The sequence below is a fragment of the Tengunoibacter tsumagoiensis genome, assembly GCF_003967535.1.
GTDB classification, from domain to species: Bacteria; Chloroflexota; Ktedonobacteria; order Ktedonobacterales; family Ktedonobacteraceae; genus Tengunoibacter; species Tengunoibacter tsumagoiensis.
Genome location: NZ_BIFR01000001.1, coordinates 4,310,714 through 4,327,699, shown reverse-complemented (window position 1 = coordinate 4,327,699; position 16,986 = coordinate 4,310,714). Strand labels below are relative to the sequence as shown.

Sequence of the window (16,986 nt, the reverse complement as noted above, 5' to 3'; positions counted from 1 at the left end):
ATTTCTATCTATGACGTTTCGCCGCTCTGTGTTTTCTTTTGCCTTTTTGTGGTTGATAAGAGGCCTCGATGGCCTCTTCATCTTTGTAGGCAGGATCAATTCCATAGATACGGCGCATGGCCTGGCGGTGGTGGGAGCGGGTGGCAACATCGCTGGGGGCAGCATTCAAGTGGGTGGTGAGCTGGTGGGTGGTTTTAGCATTTCCTCCTTGATCTTTTACGCTCTCTTTGACTTCTCCATCGTCACTATAGAGGGTAGTGGTATGTCCCGCCTGTCGAGCCTCTCGAGCGATGCGGGCGATAACGCTGTCGGCGGTCTCACCATACCGTGAAAAAATGATGCGAATATGGTCATCATGGCTGATCTGTTCCTTTTTATCATTGCCATCAAACACGACGATAATATGGTAAGGGGTATGACGATACCGATTTTTAAGTTGTGTGAGCAGAATTGTGCGTGCATTGGCAATATTTTTGCTCTCAACTGCCTGATACATTGCATTGTTTTTGATGACATTATAGCCATCAATTAAGATCTGATGAGCCATGGAAACCTCTCATTTTTTTCCTTCTCTCCAACGTTATGCCATCAGCCTTGCATGATCGGGCGCTGATGGGTAACGCTTTACACTCCTTTTGTTGACAATGCTTCTTTTTCAACATAAAAACAAGCGGTAGCGTTGGAATATCTGTATTGTACCGTACTTTGACTGGAATGACATCCTATCTATGACTATTGCCATAAGGCAACATGGTGATCATTCCTATTGAAGGGAAAGTTATAGATGTAGGAGCCTGAGAAGGTGCCAGAGGTAGGCGAGCTCCCCACGAATATCGAGATGTAAGAGCTGAATAATGGCTGCGTTCACATCTGGAGAGGCGACTGCGGAGGTTATTAAAATGATGAGGAGTCCACTGAATCCTAGCAGAAGTGCGCTGGCAATGCGTTCTAACTGAGTATAGAATCTGGCAGCCTCTTGATGGGCCTGCATGGCTTTACTCCTTGTATGGGCTGGAAGACGTGCTGAGCTTTCTCGTCCCGGTCGTGTGGCAAGTTCATATTCTCTTTGTCTCTTGTCTGAACGAGGCTCTTGCTGAGCAAGGGGGGCGTGTACTGAGTGTGTTGGAAGTTCTGGCTTATCTGGATGGTGTAACTGCTGTTCAGGTCGTTGAAGAGATTGAGTAGTATGCCTGGTTTTGCCCCTGGTGGGTATGTGAGAGCGTTCTGGGCGCGTAGGAAGCCTGACCTGTTCTGGATGAGGATCTGGACGTGTAGGGCGTTCAGCCTGTTCTAAATGAGGATCTGGACGTGTTGTAATTTGGTCGATATCTGTTCTGTTTGGAGAGGGATTGCGTCTGGTGGCACGTTGTCGAGCCAGTGCGCGAAGAGGAATGGTGGTTACGCGTTCAGAGGGAACGATATCATCCTGTAGCCGCCCGGGCTGAATACATTGCAAACGAGGAGCAGTTTTGAGATTGAGCTCTGCCGAGATTGAGCGATAGCGTGGTGAGCCAGGGAGTGGTGGATCAAACGAGCGAAAGGCAAGCCCTGCTTCAAGCGTACAGAGGCCACAGAGGCCATGAATGTTATCCCAGCAGCTGGGACAGGCAGGCCTGCGGCAGCGAAAGCAGAAGTGGCACATACTCATAAAGGCCGATTCCAGAGCAAAAGAAGAGGTCTGGAGGAGATGGAGATAGGCTGGTGCAGGAGTATACACTGCCTGACAGATAGGACAGGAGATCTGTAACGGGTCATTCTCGAGAGCTGCGACAGGTTGTCCATTCTGATTAGTGGTCATGGCATTGCCTCCCTTATGCTCGATCTAACTATCCTCTGCTGTCAACCTATGAACTATGTAGCGTCCTCTACAATCAATCTGCTATATATCTGCTATATATAAAGAACGGATGGAAATCCTTGTACAATTATAGCATCATAACTCATGTGGATGTATGAAATTTGTGCATCGAGAAAGAATGATTTTTCTCTGGTAGAGAGAGATTGGCAGAGAAAGGTATTGACAGGTTGAGCATTGTCTGGTAATATAGTGTCTGTGAGCGGCGAGGTGGAACAAACCGAGCAGCAAGCGCACAAGAGGAGCCGTGGTGTAGTGGTCAACATGTCTGCCTGTCACGCAGAAGATCGCGGGTTCAAGTCCCGTCGGTTCCGTTGAAACTCCCCAGTGGTACACACTGGACAAGCCGACACTTACAAGTGTCGGTATTTTTGTTTTTGGTCCAACTTAACTGGGTTGTTACTTGGAAGAACACGGATCCGAATATGATTGGTTCCGTCAAAACTTGAGGAAATGCGGGACGCGTTAAAAAGCCCAGGAAGAGCAATGGGTGATTGGCTGGGCTGATGAAACGTCGTTTGCCTTGCTAACTCTGTTTGTATGTACTATGTGCCAGCGCGTCAGACTCCGATCTTATCCATCCCGCTGACGTATGATCATTTGGCGGTCTTCGGAGCTTTGACAGCAGAAGGCCACATGGCCATGCATATCCAGCAGCGGTCTTATTGCGGTCCTGATGTGGTGCAGTTTTTGTGGGTATTGGTACTGCTCTTATTGCGTCAAAGAGCTCTTGAACCGGTCTGCTAGAGATTGTTTTCTTTCGGTTCTCTCCCAATTTCCGTTCTCTCCTAATACGGAATGAGTGGAGAAAGGTGTTGACAGGTTGAGCATTGTCTGGTAATATAGTGTCTGTGAGCGGCGAGGTGGAACAAACCGAGCAGCAAGCGCACAAGAGGAGCCGTGGTGTAGTGGTCAACATGTCTGCCTGTCACGCAGAAGATCGCGGGTTCAAGTCCCGTCGGTTCCGCCGAAACTCTCCCAGTGAGACACACTGGACAAGCCAACACATACAAGTGTTGGCGTTTTTGTTTTTTTGTCAACCAGATAAGAAACAAAAAAAGGACGGACATGCGAATCGCATATCCGTCAAGTATAAGCAGGAGATCGGAGCAATGAAGATTAGATAGTGGAGACCTTCTTGCCGGCATCCTTGAAGCCAAACTTCTTGATCGTATTGTGGAGCCAGCCAGCGGTTGGACCCTTATCGACCTTCTGGCTTGTCTCAACCAGGAACGTGGGGCTGGCGGGTGCAATCGTTAATTCATTGGCTTTGCGGATGGCTGCAAGCTCATCAAAATGTTGGAAGGCCCAGTACATATTGATGCGGCACTTGCTACAATTTTTTACATCATCCTCATTATTTGTTCCGCATTGTGGACATTCAGTCATGACAAATTCCTTTCAATTTCCATAAAAAATAAAGAAGTGAGCAATAATAATAGAAGAAATCTTAGTTATATCAGGCCCTGGCGCATAGCTTCTGCGACTGCCTGAGCGCGATCGGTAACCTGGAGCTTACGATAGATCTCTTGCATTTTGCGTTTTACTTGCACCTCGCTCCAGAAGTGTTGTTTGCCAATCTCTTTATTGGTATACCCTTTAGATGCCAGTTGGACCAGCTCAATCTCAGTCGTACTGAGGCCTCGGCTAAGGCGAGTCTGTTCCGTCACCAGGCGATGAAATTCGACCAGGACCTGAGTAACAGCCTGAGATTGTCCGAGCACGCGTTCGCCTCTTTGAACTGCTCGAAGTGCTTCACGAAGTTCATTAATTGAGAGAGTTTTATGTAAATATCCATGAACACCGATGCGAAGAGCCTCAAAAAGCAACTTTTCATCGTTGGAGCCAGCAAAGAGAACAATACGGGTATTAGGGGCGCTTCGTAGGAGTTGGTGGGCGATATCTAGCCCGTTTGTGGCCTCCAGAGAAGTATCGATCAAGACAATATCAGGTTCTAGTTCGCTGGCCAGGCGAATCGCAGCTTTCCCACTTCCAGCCTCGCCTACGATATCGAAGTCATTTTCCGCAGTAAGCATAGCCTGGATACCCTGGCGCAAAATGACATGATCGGCAACTACTAATATGCGAATCGTAGCATTAATTATTTTTTGTGTTTCCATATATTCATTGTCTACCTTAACTCTGGTGCTCCAGTATTACTACCTACAACTTGTTTCAATGATTTTTCGACGAAACACTGTCAAAGGTAAGGGAAGCCCAGGGAACGAAATGTGGTATCCAACGCGGTGCATTTCGTTGCCAGCCTTATCCTATTTTTATTGGGTATGCCGATGAGGTTCCGGGTACAATGACGCGCATGGTCTGCAAAAAGGAGAGAATAGATCACCTTGCTTGAGTATGCGCCTGTACGAACTGTTGAGAGACTGTGTTTTCCCTTTAATCAAAACTATTGTGATGCCATAGTATGACTAAAAAACGCTACGATAGCCTCATCCATTAAAATTGTGATGATACCCTTGCCTGTAAGCATAGAGAAGAAACACGCTTCTTCTCTACATATCTACGTTGGAATTGCACATCTTTGGTGGATGGACTTTACATTGTCCATATTTTATATGAGTTTGCAATGTGTTGGGATGGGAGAGTGAGGCTTTCCTCAAACCTCAAGGATTATTATACCAGATCATTTTCAAATTATCTATATTATTAGGATATATGGAGGACGTTAGGATCGATTGAATGCCACATAAAGTAAACTGATAGTCAGCAACCATCAGTTTACTTTGATTAAGTTATAGATAGAGAAATTGATTTATAAGGGATAAAAGTCTTTTTAAACTGGCGTACTCCTCAAGCGAACGGCAGTAAGCTTTTCTGTAATATCTGGATCATCATCAATAATTTCAATATAATTGGCTTTGAGGGGAATATCGAGCGGCAGAGCAAGCGGTTCCTCGACCGGGCTTTCTTGTGGCTCCATCTTTAGCGTCATTGTTAAGGTGAGGCCCAATGTTTTCATGCTGATCAGGCCCGCAGTGGACATGAGAAGGGCGGCCCAGGGATGGGAGACGACAAACATTGCGGTGACTTTGGCCGCTGGTAAATGGAGCAGGCCTGTAAAGATCAGCAGACCAACGGCTTCATTGCTCCCTAATTGTCCTGGTGGGGTGGGAAGAATGGTATACATGTTAAAGACCGTATAGCCGAAGATCGCCATGCGGAAAGAGATGGGGAGCCCAATGGCCCAGAAGATAAACATTGCAAAGAGTCCATCGCAGAGGAGTGCCAGGCAGGTGAGAACGATTGCTGGAAGGAAGGCTTTGGGATGGCTGGCGGCAACGATTAATGAGTCAACCAGATTGGTCGCGAAATCTTCAATTTTTTTGCCCAGTTTTTTCGGAAACAGACTGCTGATCTTATGCAGGACCATGATCGCCACTGTACGTTTCCAGACGGTGAGGCCAATAAAACAGATCAGTCCGCACAACAGACCGACCACCAGTGCAAGCACAATCCAGATCTTGAAGTCGAGCTGCAAGCCAAGGAATGGTACAATTGCGATGATTCCAAGGGCTGGTAGGAGATCTAATGAGCGATCCATTGCAATGGTTGGTAATGATCGACTTATAGGAATATTAGCGGTCCGTTTCAGGATAAGCGCTCGTGCAATCTCTCCGCTGCCTGTAACAAGCAGGAAGTTGAGAAAGATGCTGATAAACGCAATACGAATGGCTGTAATTACTCTGATCGAACCAACTGCATTGAGAAAGAGTCTCCAGCGGACTCCTCGGATGGCAAATGCTGTGAGAAAAGAGCACCCTCCAAGCAGTGCAAAGAGGATCCCTCGAGGAGTCAACAGATGTTGCTGGATGACGCTCAAGCTGTCTGCAAAGTTCACAAAGCGAGAGATAAGTAATAATAAGCCAACACCCAATAAAAGTCCTAAGATGATTTTTACAGCAGGATTGCTCAAGGTACGTTTCATAAGCTATTTCCTCCTCATAGCCTGAGCATAGTGGTATCCTTGAGTCAATAACAACTGTTCTTTTGTATCCATACGCACCTATCTCCAGATTCCCTGCAGAATGCTCATCAGCTATCAGCTTGATTAGTTTTCTAATAGATGGTTTTTTTGATACCAGGCGGCTGTCAGTTGCAGGCCCTGGTCTAGCTTGACTTTGGGTTCGTAGCCCAGTTCAGTACGAGCGCGGCTGATATCATACACGCGGCTATGCGTGAGGAAAGCAACACGGCTTCGAGTCAAGGGCGCGTTTTCACCTTTTATGCCTGGAATAAGATTAAAGATATCCGAGGCCAGATTGGCTAACCAGAGCGGAATACTTCCACCAGGAAGTTTGCGGTGAAGTGAGGCAGCGATGGCCGTTGACAATTGGCGGATCGAGACAATCTGGTCTCCTGCTATATTATAGGTACGACCGAGAGCCTGCTCTCTTTCAGCGCTCAGTAAAAAGGCTGCAACCATATCATCGATATAGACGGGATGAAGACAGGCTTTTCCACCAGCAATGACGCGGAACAGGCCTTTCTGTATGGACTTGAAAAATCCTAGGAGATGGAGATCTCCCGGGCCATAGACGAGTCCTGGCCGTACCACGCTGACTGGTAAGCCCTGTTCTTGATAGGCCTTGAGGGCGAGCTGCTCTCCGGCTAATTTGGTCTTTTCATAAGGATTGGTTGGCGCAAACGGTGCATCTTCGGCAGCTGGTGTCATTCCAGTGATTCCATGAACACCTGTTGTGCTGACATGAATAATCCGCTGTAGTTGTGGCTGATTCTGACAGGCCTGTAGTAAGGTTCGTGTCCCTTCTACATGGGTCTGGTAGTAAAGCTCTTCTGGTGTTGCAGGATGATAGAGTCGTCCGGCGAGATGATAGATGGTCTCTACTCCGGCTACGGCCTGCTGGACCTGTGCTGCATTGGTAATATCCCCAACAACAATGGTGACCGCTTCACCGAATTGCTTGCGAGCCGCCTGCTCATCGCGCACAAGAATACGGACGGTCTGCTGACGTTTGACCAGTTCTGTGACGAGGGCGCTCCCTAAGAAGCCAGTTGCTCCTGTAACCAAGATTGTCATTACCGGCTCCTTACCATTGATGTGATCGCTGTGTGATGAATAGTGATAGAGAAAAGAATAGGATATGCTATCTTCATGTAAGTCCTCTATAAGGCAGTTTCGCTTGATAAGCTGGAAGAGATGACTGCATCCTGCACCTGGGCCTGTGAATTAGTAATGGACAGAGCCTTTTTCTCGCTTTTAAAGGTCAGGGAGCTATGGGCGACGGTCATTTTTACCTCGCGTCCGCGCATCCCAATCCGTACAGGAGTAGACTGTACGATCTTTTGAATCTGTTGCGACAGCAGTTCTGCTTCATGCTGTTCTGCGCGAAGAACGACCGTAAGAATACCCGGTCCACTGATGGAGAGAGAGAGATTGCCCTCTTTTCGCAGCTGCGTGCGTAGTATGGGTAAGAGCTTGCGCATGGCTTCACCGGCATCCCGGTCTTCGCTTTCATGCGTCAGGAGATCGCCTTCGGGATCTTCGAGGATCAGGCGGAAGATGATAACGCTGAGTGTATTGCTCAGGCGGCGTCTCGCCTGGGTTCCTAATTCGAGATCCTTTGTCGATTCCACCATTTGCCAGATATGGTGTTCGCGTTTGCGCAGATAGTCGTAGTAGCCCTGGAAACGAGCGAGCGCCTCGAGAATGATCGTTCCTAGCGTCCAGATTGCCTGTTGGGGGGTACGCATGGTAAAGTCGCGATGGCTGAGCAATTGTTGCAGAATAAGCCCTGAGTTCATCGTCGAAGCTTCGTACTTTTGTTGTTTACGGACCTGTAAATGTCCGGCATAAATGCGCCGACGCTGCTTCAAGAAATCGCGGACGGTCAAAGGGCCTTTATTATAGACGATACATTCTGGCTCATAGATCGTCTGGTAGCCCAACTGAGAGATAAGGGCCTGAATAGACATTTCGTCGACCGCACTACCTGTTGGTATACCTGAAATCACGTTGCGGAATGCAATAACCTCGCCCAATTTCGCATTCACCCGCGCCAGCCGGTCGTGGAGGCGCCAGAGGAGATGGACTGCATGACCCATAAATGTGTTTGGATCGTTGACCGGGACAGGGCGGCCTCCAACCATCCCCACTTTTGGATCTTTCAGCGGAAGACAAAGCGACTCCAATGCTGATTCAGCGGGAATCACATCTGCCCCGATCAGGACAACAATAGGGCTCTGCGCCTGTTTTAAGAACAGATTAATGGCAGAGGCTTTCCCTTCACGTTTTTCTTGTATACATAAGCGAACGCGGGGTTCCTGATGGGCAATGTCTGTAACAATAGCGACTGTACGATCCGTACAGCCACTTGCAACAACAATGACCTCTTCAATAGAGAGTGCTGAACTTCCTTGTTCAAGCACGAGATTGACCGTATGAGCGATATTCGCCTCTTCGTTATAGGCCATAATACCCACACTACAGCCAGGGGCTTCATTGCCCGACGGTAGCTGTTGCTCTTCCTGGATGGGTTGAACCTCTTGCATGGTTGAACCTCACGATCATATTTTCAGAGAACTGCTTTTTAGGCCTGGAGTGTCGAGTTGGTGTTTTCTGCTCCTGTTGTGTTGATGACGGTCAGATTACGGCGTTTGTCTGCACGGCCCTGACTAAAAGGGGAGGTAACGATCTCTTTGCCGACCTGAGTGGCAACACTGGCCAGCGTTGGGGTGTGGCAGACCATATTTGTATAGGAGGCATTGGCCAGGGGGCAGTGGCACTCACCAGCTTTGATGCTGCGGCGTAGCTCATCCGCTTTAACGGTCTTCCAGGCTGAACGGAAGTCATATCCATGGTCGCGGAGATTTCCGACGGATTCGGCGCGGATGCAGCAGGTCCATACATCGCCGTTGGGCGCGATCTGAGCGGAGGCAACTCCAGCCATGCAAGGGATGATCTGGCGCTGCTCAACGAGGGTGCGTTTGACAATATCATAGTAGCGGTCGCGGAAGGCCTGGGTCACTTTAGAGACGCCGCTAAATTCTGCATTGCGGATACCCTGTTGGAGGCGTTCGATCACTGGCTGATACTTCTGGATTGGAGGAGTGATACCCATGCCGACGGTATCCAGCTCAACGCGCTCTTCAGCAATCTCGCTGATGAAGGAATCAGGCTTCAATTCATCGCGAACAAACGAATAGATAGAGTCAAATTCGTGGACATTGAAATTGGAGATAACGGTATGGACACCCAGAGAGAAATTTTTATAGCGGCCCTTTAAGGCTTTCAGGCCAGCATATGTGCGCATAGCACGAGCAAAATTGCCTTTGACGCCACGGATGATATCGTGTTTTTCGCCGATCCCATCGAGTGAGAGATTGATAATGACATCGCTCTTTGGAGCAGCTTTCAGGACTTGTTCGATGCGGCCAGGGATAATATTGTCTTGAATGCCATTGGTAGGGATATTGATGATGCCAGGGCGACAGTTGCGATAGGCTGATTCAACCATATCGGGGAGATCTTTGCGTAGGGTTGGTTCGCCACCGCTAAAGGTAAACCAGTAGGCATCTCGGCCAATTGAGGCAAAGGTCTTTTCATATTCTTCCATGGTAAAATCATCATTGGGGCGTTGCCAGACATTGCAGGTTTTACAGCGAGAATTGCAGCGATAGCTTACACTGATCGTATAATTCATAGGAAGTGCAAAGGTCTTGCCAAGAGCATATGAGGCTTGCATTTTCGCGATTTTTGGTAATACTTCGAGCATGTGTGTGTACTCCCATTAGGTCAATTAGATCATAAAGATTGCTCAAAATGAAAAAGATAAAGCATAATGAGATGAGCCAGGTAGAATGATAAGTCGAGCAAGATAACCCATCCTGTAACCTGATCTCTCCCGGATAGCACCTTGTAGAAGATTGATCTGGTCTACAAGGTGTTATAAGAAAGAATTGCAAATTTGCCTTTTGTCGTATCTGGTTTATAGAAACACAATGAGATTTAGATAGTGTTTCCATTAAGTATAGTTGAGTCTATCCCAAAAGGCTCGGCCAAAAGGATCATAGAAGGTGTACTATCGTATCTTGCATTCTCTCGCTGAGTGAGGTGATCTTGCGAGAAAGCGATGGTACAGGCTGTAAAACACTTTTTTTAGCGACGCTCTTTCAGGTACCACTCTACTCCCAGTGCTACTCCACGCTTCAGATCAAACTCAGGGGCATATCCCAATTCCTGCCGGGCGCGATCGATCGAGAAGCGCTGATCTCTCCCCAGCAGGGTTACACCATAGGTCGTGACTGGTGGAGGTGCCCCTTGTTGGCGAGAATCTTTGAGTCGCCAGACAGCCTCAGCCACCTGACCTGCCAGGAATATCGCTGTAAAAGGATAGCTACGTGAGATATGTGGGACTTGAAGAGCATCTGCAATACTGTTTAGATACTCGGCCTGGGTGACACGTTGATCGTTCGCGATGGTATAGGCCCGACCGACGGCCTCATTGCCAGCATCGCCAGCTTTGATCAGACCCTGTGCTACATCGCGCACATAGACAATGGGCACAATGTTCTTTCCACTCCCCAGAAGAAAGCCTTTGCCTGATTGAACAAGGCTGACGAAGCGAGCAAAGCTGGCCGTATCGCGTGGCCCATAGATCCAGCCGGGGCGTATCACCACAACTGGTGCCCCTTTCTCTTTGACCAGCTTAAAGATAAGATTCTCGCTACTGATCTTGGTTCGGCTGTAAGGATTATTCTCGGCATGATAGGGATAATCTTCGGCCACCAGACCACGCAGATGATGTCCATAGACCGTGATTGAGCTTGTGTGAACAATTCGCTCTACGCCAGCCTCCTGAGCCGCTGCGATCAGATCGAGGACTCCCTGAACGTTTGTGGCTTGATAGATCTCTTCGGGGCCCCATGGGCCCGTCTTAGCGGCGATATGGTAGACCCGTTGTATCCCTTGAACGGCCTTTTTAAGGGATGCTGCATCGGTAAGGTCGCCCTCTATCACCTCAACACCAGGCAGGCTCTGCAATAGTGTTCTATCCTGACCTGGTTGGATGAAAGCGCGGACTTCATCTCCACGCTCTACTAACATTTCTACAAGATGACCGCCTAAAAAACCTGCTGCCCCTGTGACAAGTGCTTTCACGCTGCTGGTCCTGCCTTCCTTGAAAGTGGCGTATTGAACGTATGGGATGGGATGGGATGGTCTCAGTACAGACCTAGCTTTTTGCGCCACCCAGAGGGGCATACTGGCTGGCCTGAGTGACCAGTGGCTGGTCCATTCCACCTGCATTGAACCAGGCTGCGGCAAGTTTGAGTCCATCACGTAGCTCGACTGCTGGCTCATACCCCAGTTCACGGCGGGCTTTGTCCACGCTATGTTTGTTATCGGTTCCAAACATCATGGCACCAAGGGGAGTAACCAGGGGCTTGGTATGAGTCAGATCGGCCAGAGCCTTGGCCACAAATGCGCCGTAAAAGATAGGATAATATGGCAGGTGTAGTGTTGGCCGTTTGCCCTGGACATCATCGGCGATGGCGTTAAAGATCTCTTGCTGCGTCAGTGGGCGATCATTGGTAATATTGTAGACATTGCCAGGAGCATTCTCGTGGTAAGCAGCCAGGAGGAAGCCCTGAACAATATCGGTCACATAGCAGAAGGGAAGAGCATTCTTGCCGCGCCCAATGAGCAGTCCTTTGCCAGCCTTTACACGCTGAGCCATGCGGCCATAGTGCAGGCGATCGCCAGGTCCAAAGAACGTGCCAGGGCGGAGGATAACGGTCTCGACCTTACTGTCTTGCATGAGACGGCGCAGCAGGATGTCGCCTTCGGTTTTGGTAATACTATAAGGATCGTTATCGGGGCGCAACTCATCCTCTTCTTTTAAGAAGCGGCCATGCCCAAGCCCATAGACCGTATGTGAGCTGGTATGAACGAAGCGGCGTACACCAGCTTCCTGTGCTGCGCGATAGAGGTTCTCCGTTCCAGTGACATTGACCAGGCGATAGTCCGCCAGGGGGCGATCAACGCCCATCATACCGGCAAGGTGGATCGTGAGTTCAATATCTTTCAGTGCTGGAGCCAGGGTACTGGCGTCAGTCACGTCGCCGCGGACAATTTCAACCCCCTGTGCTTCGAGCTTGCTGGCATTTTCGACGGGTAAGACCAGCGCTCGAACATGCTCTCCACGCTGCTGTAAAGCCTGTAATAAATGACTTCCTAATAGGCCAGTGGCGCCAGTAAGTAGAACTTTCATTAGAAATCCTCCTCATAATGGATCGATTGTGAAATAACATTTCATATAAAAGGTATTCATCGCTGTTATTCGTGCATAGAAAGTTTGCGAGTATGAGCATAAAACAAGAGAGAAAACTTACGCCTGTCGTAGACCTGAATATCCTTTGACGCTGATTGCATTCTCTGGGCAGGCTTCAAAGCACAGCAGACAGCGCTGACATGTCTTATAGTTCACCTTTAACGTCTGGAGATTAATGACATTGGGAAGTGGGCAGGCTTCGACGCATTTTCCACAATGGGTGCAATTCGCCTCTTTAATTTGTGGTCGGTTGCCAACCAGACCGGTGCCATAGAGAGTAGTACAGAAGTGTTTGCCGCGTTCAACAAGCATTGTATAGGGATAATCGAGTGGATACATGAGCCAGAAGATAAAGCGATAGAGTTTTTTCTGTTCAGGGAGCCGAAACTGTTTGATCAGACCGGGATTCTCACCCACAACGTTCCAGGCAGGTTCTCCCAATTGTTCAAGAGCCAGTTTAAGATGGGGAATATCGCGTGGCTTAATACCAACTAAGTCACAGCAGGCAAGATCGACAGCGAGACTGTTGTGTCCTGCGATTAAGACTTCGAGATCGGCCTTATCGCCATAGAGAGGTCCCTCGCCATCCTGGCCCACGCTGCCATCGACGATAATGAGGTCTGGTTTGATGCCCAGGTTCATATCAACGATCGACTGATCGATGCCAAAGGTATGCATAGAACGACGGTCGGGACGGGGTAAGATGCCCATTGTATTCTTCATACTCAGGGTCATTGCCGAGACGACATGGGTTTTGAGGACCGGGAGATTGATGTAGCAGGCATCTTGCATAAATTTGGGTTTATGAAAGGTGCGCAAGCGTTTCGCGCCGGACGGCTTTAGTTCTAGCCAATCCTGCTCACCGCCCTCGGGATCAACACGGGCAATTCGGATGCCATTCTCTTCGCAGAACTTCTCCACACCCAGAATCGTGTAGGTTGCTTCGCGATCAAACTCAGTCCCGGGCGTTTCGCAGAGTACTGGTTCTGCACCACAGGCGCGGACCTCTTCAGCAACGGCTTTGAGCAGGGCAAAGCTTGTCGTCGAGCCTGTCTCTGCTGAGCGTCCAGCCACAAAATTTGGTTTAAGAACGGCGATCCGAGCATCTTTCACGACGGATGCCATTCCACCGGCCTGGGCAATGACGCGATGGGCTGCGGCCTCAATGCCGTCAAAGGTGCGGGTAATGGCGATGGTATCAGTAAGGGGTTGCGTTGCTACCATAGTCACAATTTCTCTTTCTCGGTTTCTGCTGAGCTATTGCAAGGGCCTCGTCTTCTGATCACAAGTGGATTGTGTCTCTAACAGAGCAAGGTGGAGCAATCGAAATAGCTGTGCTTAAACTAGATTATCTAAGCTATAAGGTAGCAAAAGGATGCTCCTCTGCTCAATGAGCTATAGTATCAGGATGAGGTACGATCGTATCATCGCCCCCATCCTGATTGTGGATAGATCAGGAGAGTTTTAACTGGATAATCGTCGTCTCTTTCGCATCTTCAGGGCGATAGAGCAGACTAATGGTCTTCACTGCACCAGTCGGGACCTGGAAATCAATCTGTCCTCTCTGGGTTGCATGTGCAGCAATCGTGCCATAAAAATCATCAGTACTATTGTACTGGTAGGAGAATGTGTCGCCTTCAGCACCAAGGAGTTGAAAAAATGTTGCTTGATTTTTGATGGCTTGCTCGCTCGTATTCTGGATAGCAAGATCCAGATTGATGAGCGTGGCATTCTCGCTACTACTTTTTTGTTTGTTCGCACTATAAATGATGAGCGTTCGATCGCCCAGGACGATCTGCTGAGTGGTAGTTGATCCATCAGGAACCAGCGTTGGTGTTGCTACCTGTATTGGTCCCTGCCCTTGCGTCAGCGAGCCGCTGACGCTTGTAGGGTGAACCTGGTGGAGCGTTGCTGTTGCCTGGACAGGTCCAGTATGGGTTGTGCTGCTGTTCCCTGGCGCATCGCAGGCAGCTATGCATACCATCAGAAGCAGTAGGATGCTACTGAACAGAAGCTGCCGCCGGATCGTTTGAGCAACCATGAATGTGTTCCTTTCGTTGTTCCTCACGCCTGCTTTGCCAGGAAAGAAGTCACTGTAAACGTACCAGCTTGCGTGAGGATGCGCAGACCACAATAGCCTGAGGTCAGGCTACTATCAGTTGCTGTTGTCATCCAGCCGCCGGGTTCAGTGCCCGAAGAAGCCCAGACATTTGCGCTAAGCGTCGAACCTGAGACGCGGAAATGAAGACTATAGGTGCCTCCATCAGTGGTCGCAAAAGGGACACTACTGAGCACAGTAGCGGTGCCGCCTACTTTTTTCTGAATAATCAAGTTTGAACCGTCGATATAGGCTTTATACCAGTTATTGCCATCGGTCCAGCGTAAGACCGCACCGAAGTTGCTGCTGGCAAAGGCACTTAATGAGCCAGTCAGATAGACTTCTGCATTGGTTGAGTTTGCTCCCAGGACAGCGCTATAAGAGGCGCTACCCGCATTGGAGACGAGGCCTGTGTTGTTCGTAATCGAGAAGAAATTCTGCGTGTTAGCATCGCCACCCCAGGTCTGACCATCGGAGGCAGTGCCCCAATAGGCTTGATTGGCGCGTTGGAAGGTATCGGTTGCGATGGTGGCACCAGATGTTGGGGTCGAAGTGACTGTAGGGCTGGCTACAGAGGTTGCGGTTGCAGTTGGACTGGCTACTGTAGTTGCAGTCGGACTGGCCACCGGGGTTGCAGTTGCGGTTGCGGTTCCACTTCCTGGTATATTGGCGGTAAATGACGAGACTGTCAGAGTATTACCCTGAGTCAGAACGCGCAAGCCAGCATAGCCAGAGCTTAGACTCGAATCGTTCGCACTGACCATCCATCCAGAGGGTTCGCTGCTGGACGAGGGCCAGACATTGGCGCTGAGGGTTGAGCCAGTGGCGCGGAAATGGATGCTGTACGAGGTTCCTCCTGTCGCTGTGAATGGTGTGCTCCCAAGAATGGTTGTGATGCCACCAACTTTTTTCTGGATGATCAGGCTTGAACCGTCGATATAGGCTTTATACCAGTTATTGCCATCGGTCCAACGCAAGACCGCACCGAAGTTGCCACCAGTAAAGGCGCTTAAGGAGCCAGTGAGCGTAACATCGGTATCCGTGGCGCTTGCGCCAAGTACTGCGCTGTAGGAGGTGCTTCCTGTATTCGATACCAGGCCAGTATTCCCAGCAATAGAGAAGAACGTCTGACTATTGGCGTCGCCGCCCCAGCTATGACCGTCGGAGGCTGTGCCCCATAGCGCCTGGTTTGCGCGCTGGAAGGTATCGCTGGCCAGCGGACTCCAGGATGTGGGTGTGCCCACTGGGGTTGGGGTTGGCGTACTGGTTGCGCTAGACGTAGCAGTTGGTGTAACGGGAACGGTCGGGCTTGGAGTGGGGATCGTGATGCCCGAGGGAATAGCCAGAGCCAGTGCATTGGCAAACTCTTCGTTAAACCAGACACGATTCTGAGCATCAACATTCATACCATCGTGAGGGTGGCTGCCAGGATTGGCGTAATAGAGCGAGAATGAGCCTCCAATTGCTGGAATATAGCCATATTGATTGGTGATGGAATCATCGATCCAGACCAGGCCTTGCTGATCGGTACTAATACCAGAAGTATGCGATGAGCAGCCTCCACAAGGAGTATAGAAGTATTCATGGACCCCCGTATTTGTACCAGGGACAGCCGTCGCAGGATCGAGTGTTCCAATTCCGCTTACCCAGCCTTCTGACCACCAGATCTTGCCATCGGGAGCAACCGTAATCTGGTGTGGAGTTAATCCGGTCCCTCCCGTAGGCGTATTCCGAATCTTGAACTCTTTTAATGTCCCCTGGCTTGTATATTCACCAATTAAAGCAACGGAAGAGGTGTTTTCAGCGAACCAGACATTATTTGAGCCATCAACAGTGATGCCGTAGGGATTGCTATTCGTGGCGGGGGTAGCAATCTCATGGAATGTCTGGCTACTGGGATCAAAAGAACCAATCTGATTCCCATAATGTTCGGCAAACCAGATTTTTCCATGGCCATCATGTGCAATTCCCCATGGGCCTGAACTGGCGGTTGGAATGGCCCATTGCGCAACGTTTGTGCTGACTGGATCATACATACCAATGGCATTGGTCACCGGCATTGTGAACCAGACTTTCCCATTCTGATCAACTGTAACAAACAATGGCTGACCATAGCCAGCCGGGAGTGAGACGACCGTTACCCAGGTATGTGAGGAGGGATCAAAAAGTGCCAGTTTGCCAGGAGGGGTCGAACTGGGACAACTGGGATTTGGATCGCAGCCTGGAAGAGTTACCCAGACGCGCCCAGTACTATCAAATGCAGTTCCCCAGGGATCCATACTCCCACCAGGAACCGAATAGGTCGTGAAACTGCTGATGCCAGCCGCCTGGGCATGGGCATCGATAGCAGATTTGATCACGACAAGCAGGCTGGTAACTAATAGTACCAGAACTACTCCCATGGCCAGAATCTTTTTTTTGGTAAATTTCTTCTTCATGCAATTACATCTCTTCTTTGAATAGTAATTAATAATCAGGACATGCCAGTACCACCATACCAATAAGGATAATGCCCGAAATGGCTAGGAGGAATAGATACAGGAATAAAGGACTATTGGCTAGTGAAAAAGTCATATTGTACAGGTAATGGTACTGATTTGCTACGAAAAATGCAAATTTTACAGCGCTACCTTGTCTTGTGCGACAATAAACAAAAACGGCCATACCATGAGAGCTAGTAAATGCGTAAACCGGCTTCTCAGGCCGATTCATGTTCTCAAATA

Annotated in this window: 13 protein-coding genes and 2 tRNA genes; 2 read left to right on the top strand and 13 right to left on the bottom strand. The window is 49.3% G+C overall.

Going from position 1 to position 16,986, the window contains the following annotated elements:
• Positions 1-4: 4 nt before the first annotated feature.
• Both EL628_RS16970 and EL628_RS16965 read right to left on the bottom strand, forming a co-directional pair.
• Positions 5-547 carry an NYN domain-containing protein gene (locus tag EL628_RS16970; protein ID WP_126581104.1) on the bottom strand — a complete coding sequence of 181 codons (543 nt, stop codon included), beginning with the start codon at positions 545-547 and terminating at the stop codon, positions 5-7.
• A 231-nt stretch (positions 548-778) separates the two neighbouring features.
• Positions 779-1,798, bottom strand: coding sequence for a hypothetical protein (locus EL628_RS16965; protein WP_126581103.1), 1,020 nt, complete (start codon positions 1,796-1,798; stop codon positions 779-781).
• Positions 1,799-2,096: 298 nt separating this feature from the next.
• Here EL628_RS16965 and EL628_RS16960 point away from each other — a divergent pair.
• Positions 2,097-2,169 (top strand) — tRNA-Asp (locus tag EL628_RS16960).
• A gap of 580 nt (positions 2,170-2,749) precedes the next feature.
• Positions 2,750-2,822: transfer RNA gene (locus EL628_RS16955), tRNA-Asp, on the top strand.
• A gap of 152 nt (positions 2,823-2,974) precedes the next feature.
• Here the strand turns inward: EL628_RS16955 and EL628_RS16950 are convergent.
• The 11 genes from EL628_RS16950 to EL628_RS16900 form a co-directional block, all read right to left on the bottom strand.
• On the bottom strand, positions 2,975-3,244 hold the full coding sequence (locus EL628_RS16950) for a zinc ribbon domain-containing protein (protein WP_126581102.1): 270 nt from the start codon (positions 3,242-3,244) through the stop codon (positions 2,975-2,977).
• 65 nt (positions 3,245-3,309) lie between these two features.
• A complete protein-coding gene (locus EL628_RS16945; RefSeq protein WP_126581101.1) occupies positions 3,310-3,975 on the bottom strand; it encodes a response regulator in 666 nt (221 codons plus the stop codon).
• 674 nt (positions 3,976-4,649) lie between these two features.
• Complete coding sequence (locus EL628_RS16940; RefSeq protein WP_126581100.1) at positions 4,650-5,801, bottom strand: lysylphosphatidylglycerol synthase transmembrane domain-containing protein; 1,152 nt, start codon at positions 5,799-5,801, stop codon at positions 4,650-4,652.
• Between the two features lie 123 nt (positions 5,802-5,924).
• A complete protein-coding gene (locus tag EL628_RS16935) occupies positions 5,925-6,914 on the bottom strand; it encodes an NAD-dependent epimerase/dehydratase family protein (protein WP_126581099.1) in 990 nt (329 codons plus the stop codon).
• Between the two features lie 86 nt (positions 6,915-7,000).
• On the bottom strand, positions 7,001-8,386 hold the full coding sequence (locus tag EL628_RS16930; RefSeq protein ID WP_126581098.1) for a glycosyltransferase family 2 protein: 1,386 nt from the start codon (positions 8,384-8,386) through the stop codon (positions 7,001-7,003).
• 38 nt (positions 8,387-8,424) lie between these two features.
• Positions 8,425-9,609 (bottom strand): radical SAM protein, encoded by a 1,185-nt coding sequence (locus EL628_RS16925; RefSeq protein ID WP_126581097.1) that lies wholly within the window; start codon positions 9,607-9,609, stop codon positions 8,425-8,427.
• 383 nt (positions 9,610-9,992) lie between these two features.
• Positions 9,993-10,994 (bottom strand): NAD-dependent epimerase/dehydratase family protein, encoded by a 1,002-nt coding sequence (locus tag EL628_RS16920; RefSeq protein WP_161975557.1) that lies wholly within the window; start codon positions 10,992-10,994, stop codon positions 9,993-9,995.
• A gap of 73 nt (positions 10,995-11,067) precedes the next feature.
• Positions 11,068-12,105 (bottom strand): NAD-dependent epimerase/dehydratase family protein, encoded by a 1,038-nt coding sequence (locus tag EL628_RS16915; protein ID WP_126581095.1) that lies wholly within the window; start codon positions 12,103-12,105, stop codon positions 11,068-11,070.
• Positions 12,106-12,222: 117 nt separating this feature from the next.
• Positions 12,223-13,389: a DUF362 domain-containing protein gene (locus tag EL628_RS16910; RefSeq protein WP_126581094.1), complete on the bottom strand. Its 1,167-nt coding sequence runs from the start codon at positions 13,387-13,389 to the stop codon at positions 12,223-12,225.
• A gap of 229 nt (positions 13,390-13,618) precedes the next feature.
• A complete protein-coding gene (locus EL628_RS16905; protein ID WP_126581093.1) occupies positions 13,619-14,206 on the bottom strand; it encodes a DUF4352 domain-containing protein in 588 nt (195 codons plus the stop codon).
• A gap of 23 nt (positions 14,207-14,229) precedes the next feature.
• Positions 14,230-16,701, bottom strand: coding sequence for a virginiamycin B lyase family protein (locus tag EL628_RS16900; RefSeq protein ID WP_126581092.1), 2,472 nt, complete (start codon positions 16,699-16,701; stop codon positions 14,230-14,232).
• Between the last annotated feature and the right edge of the window lie 285 nt (positions 16,702-16,986).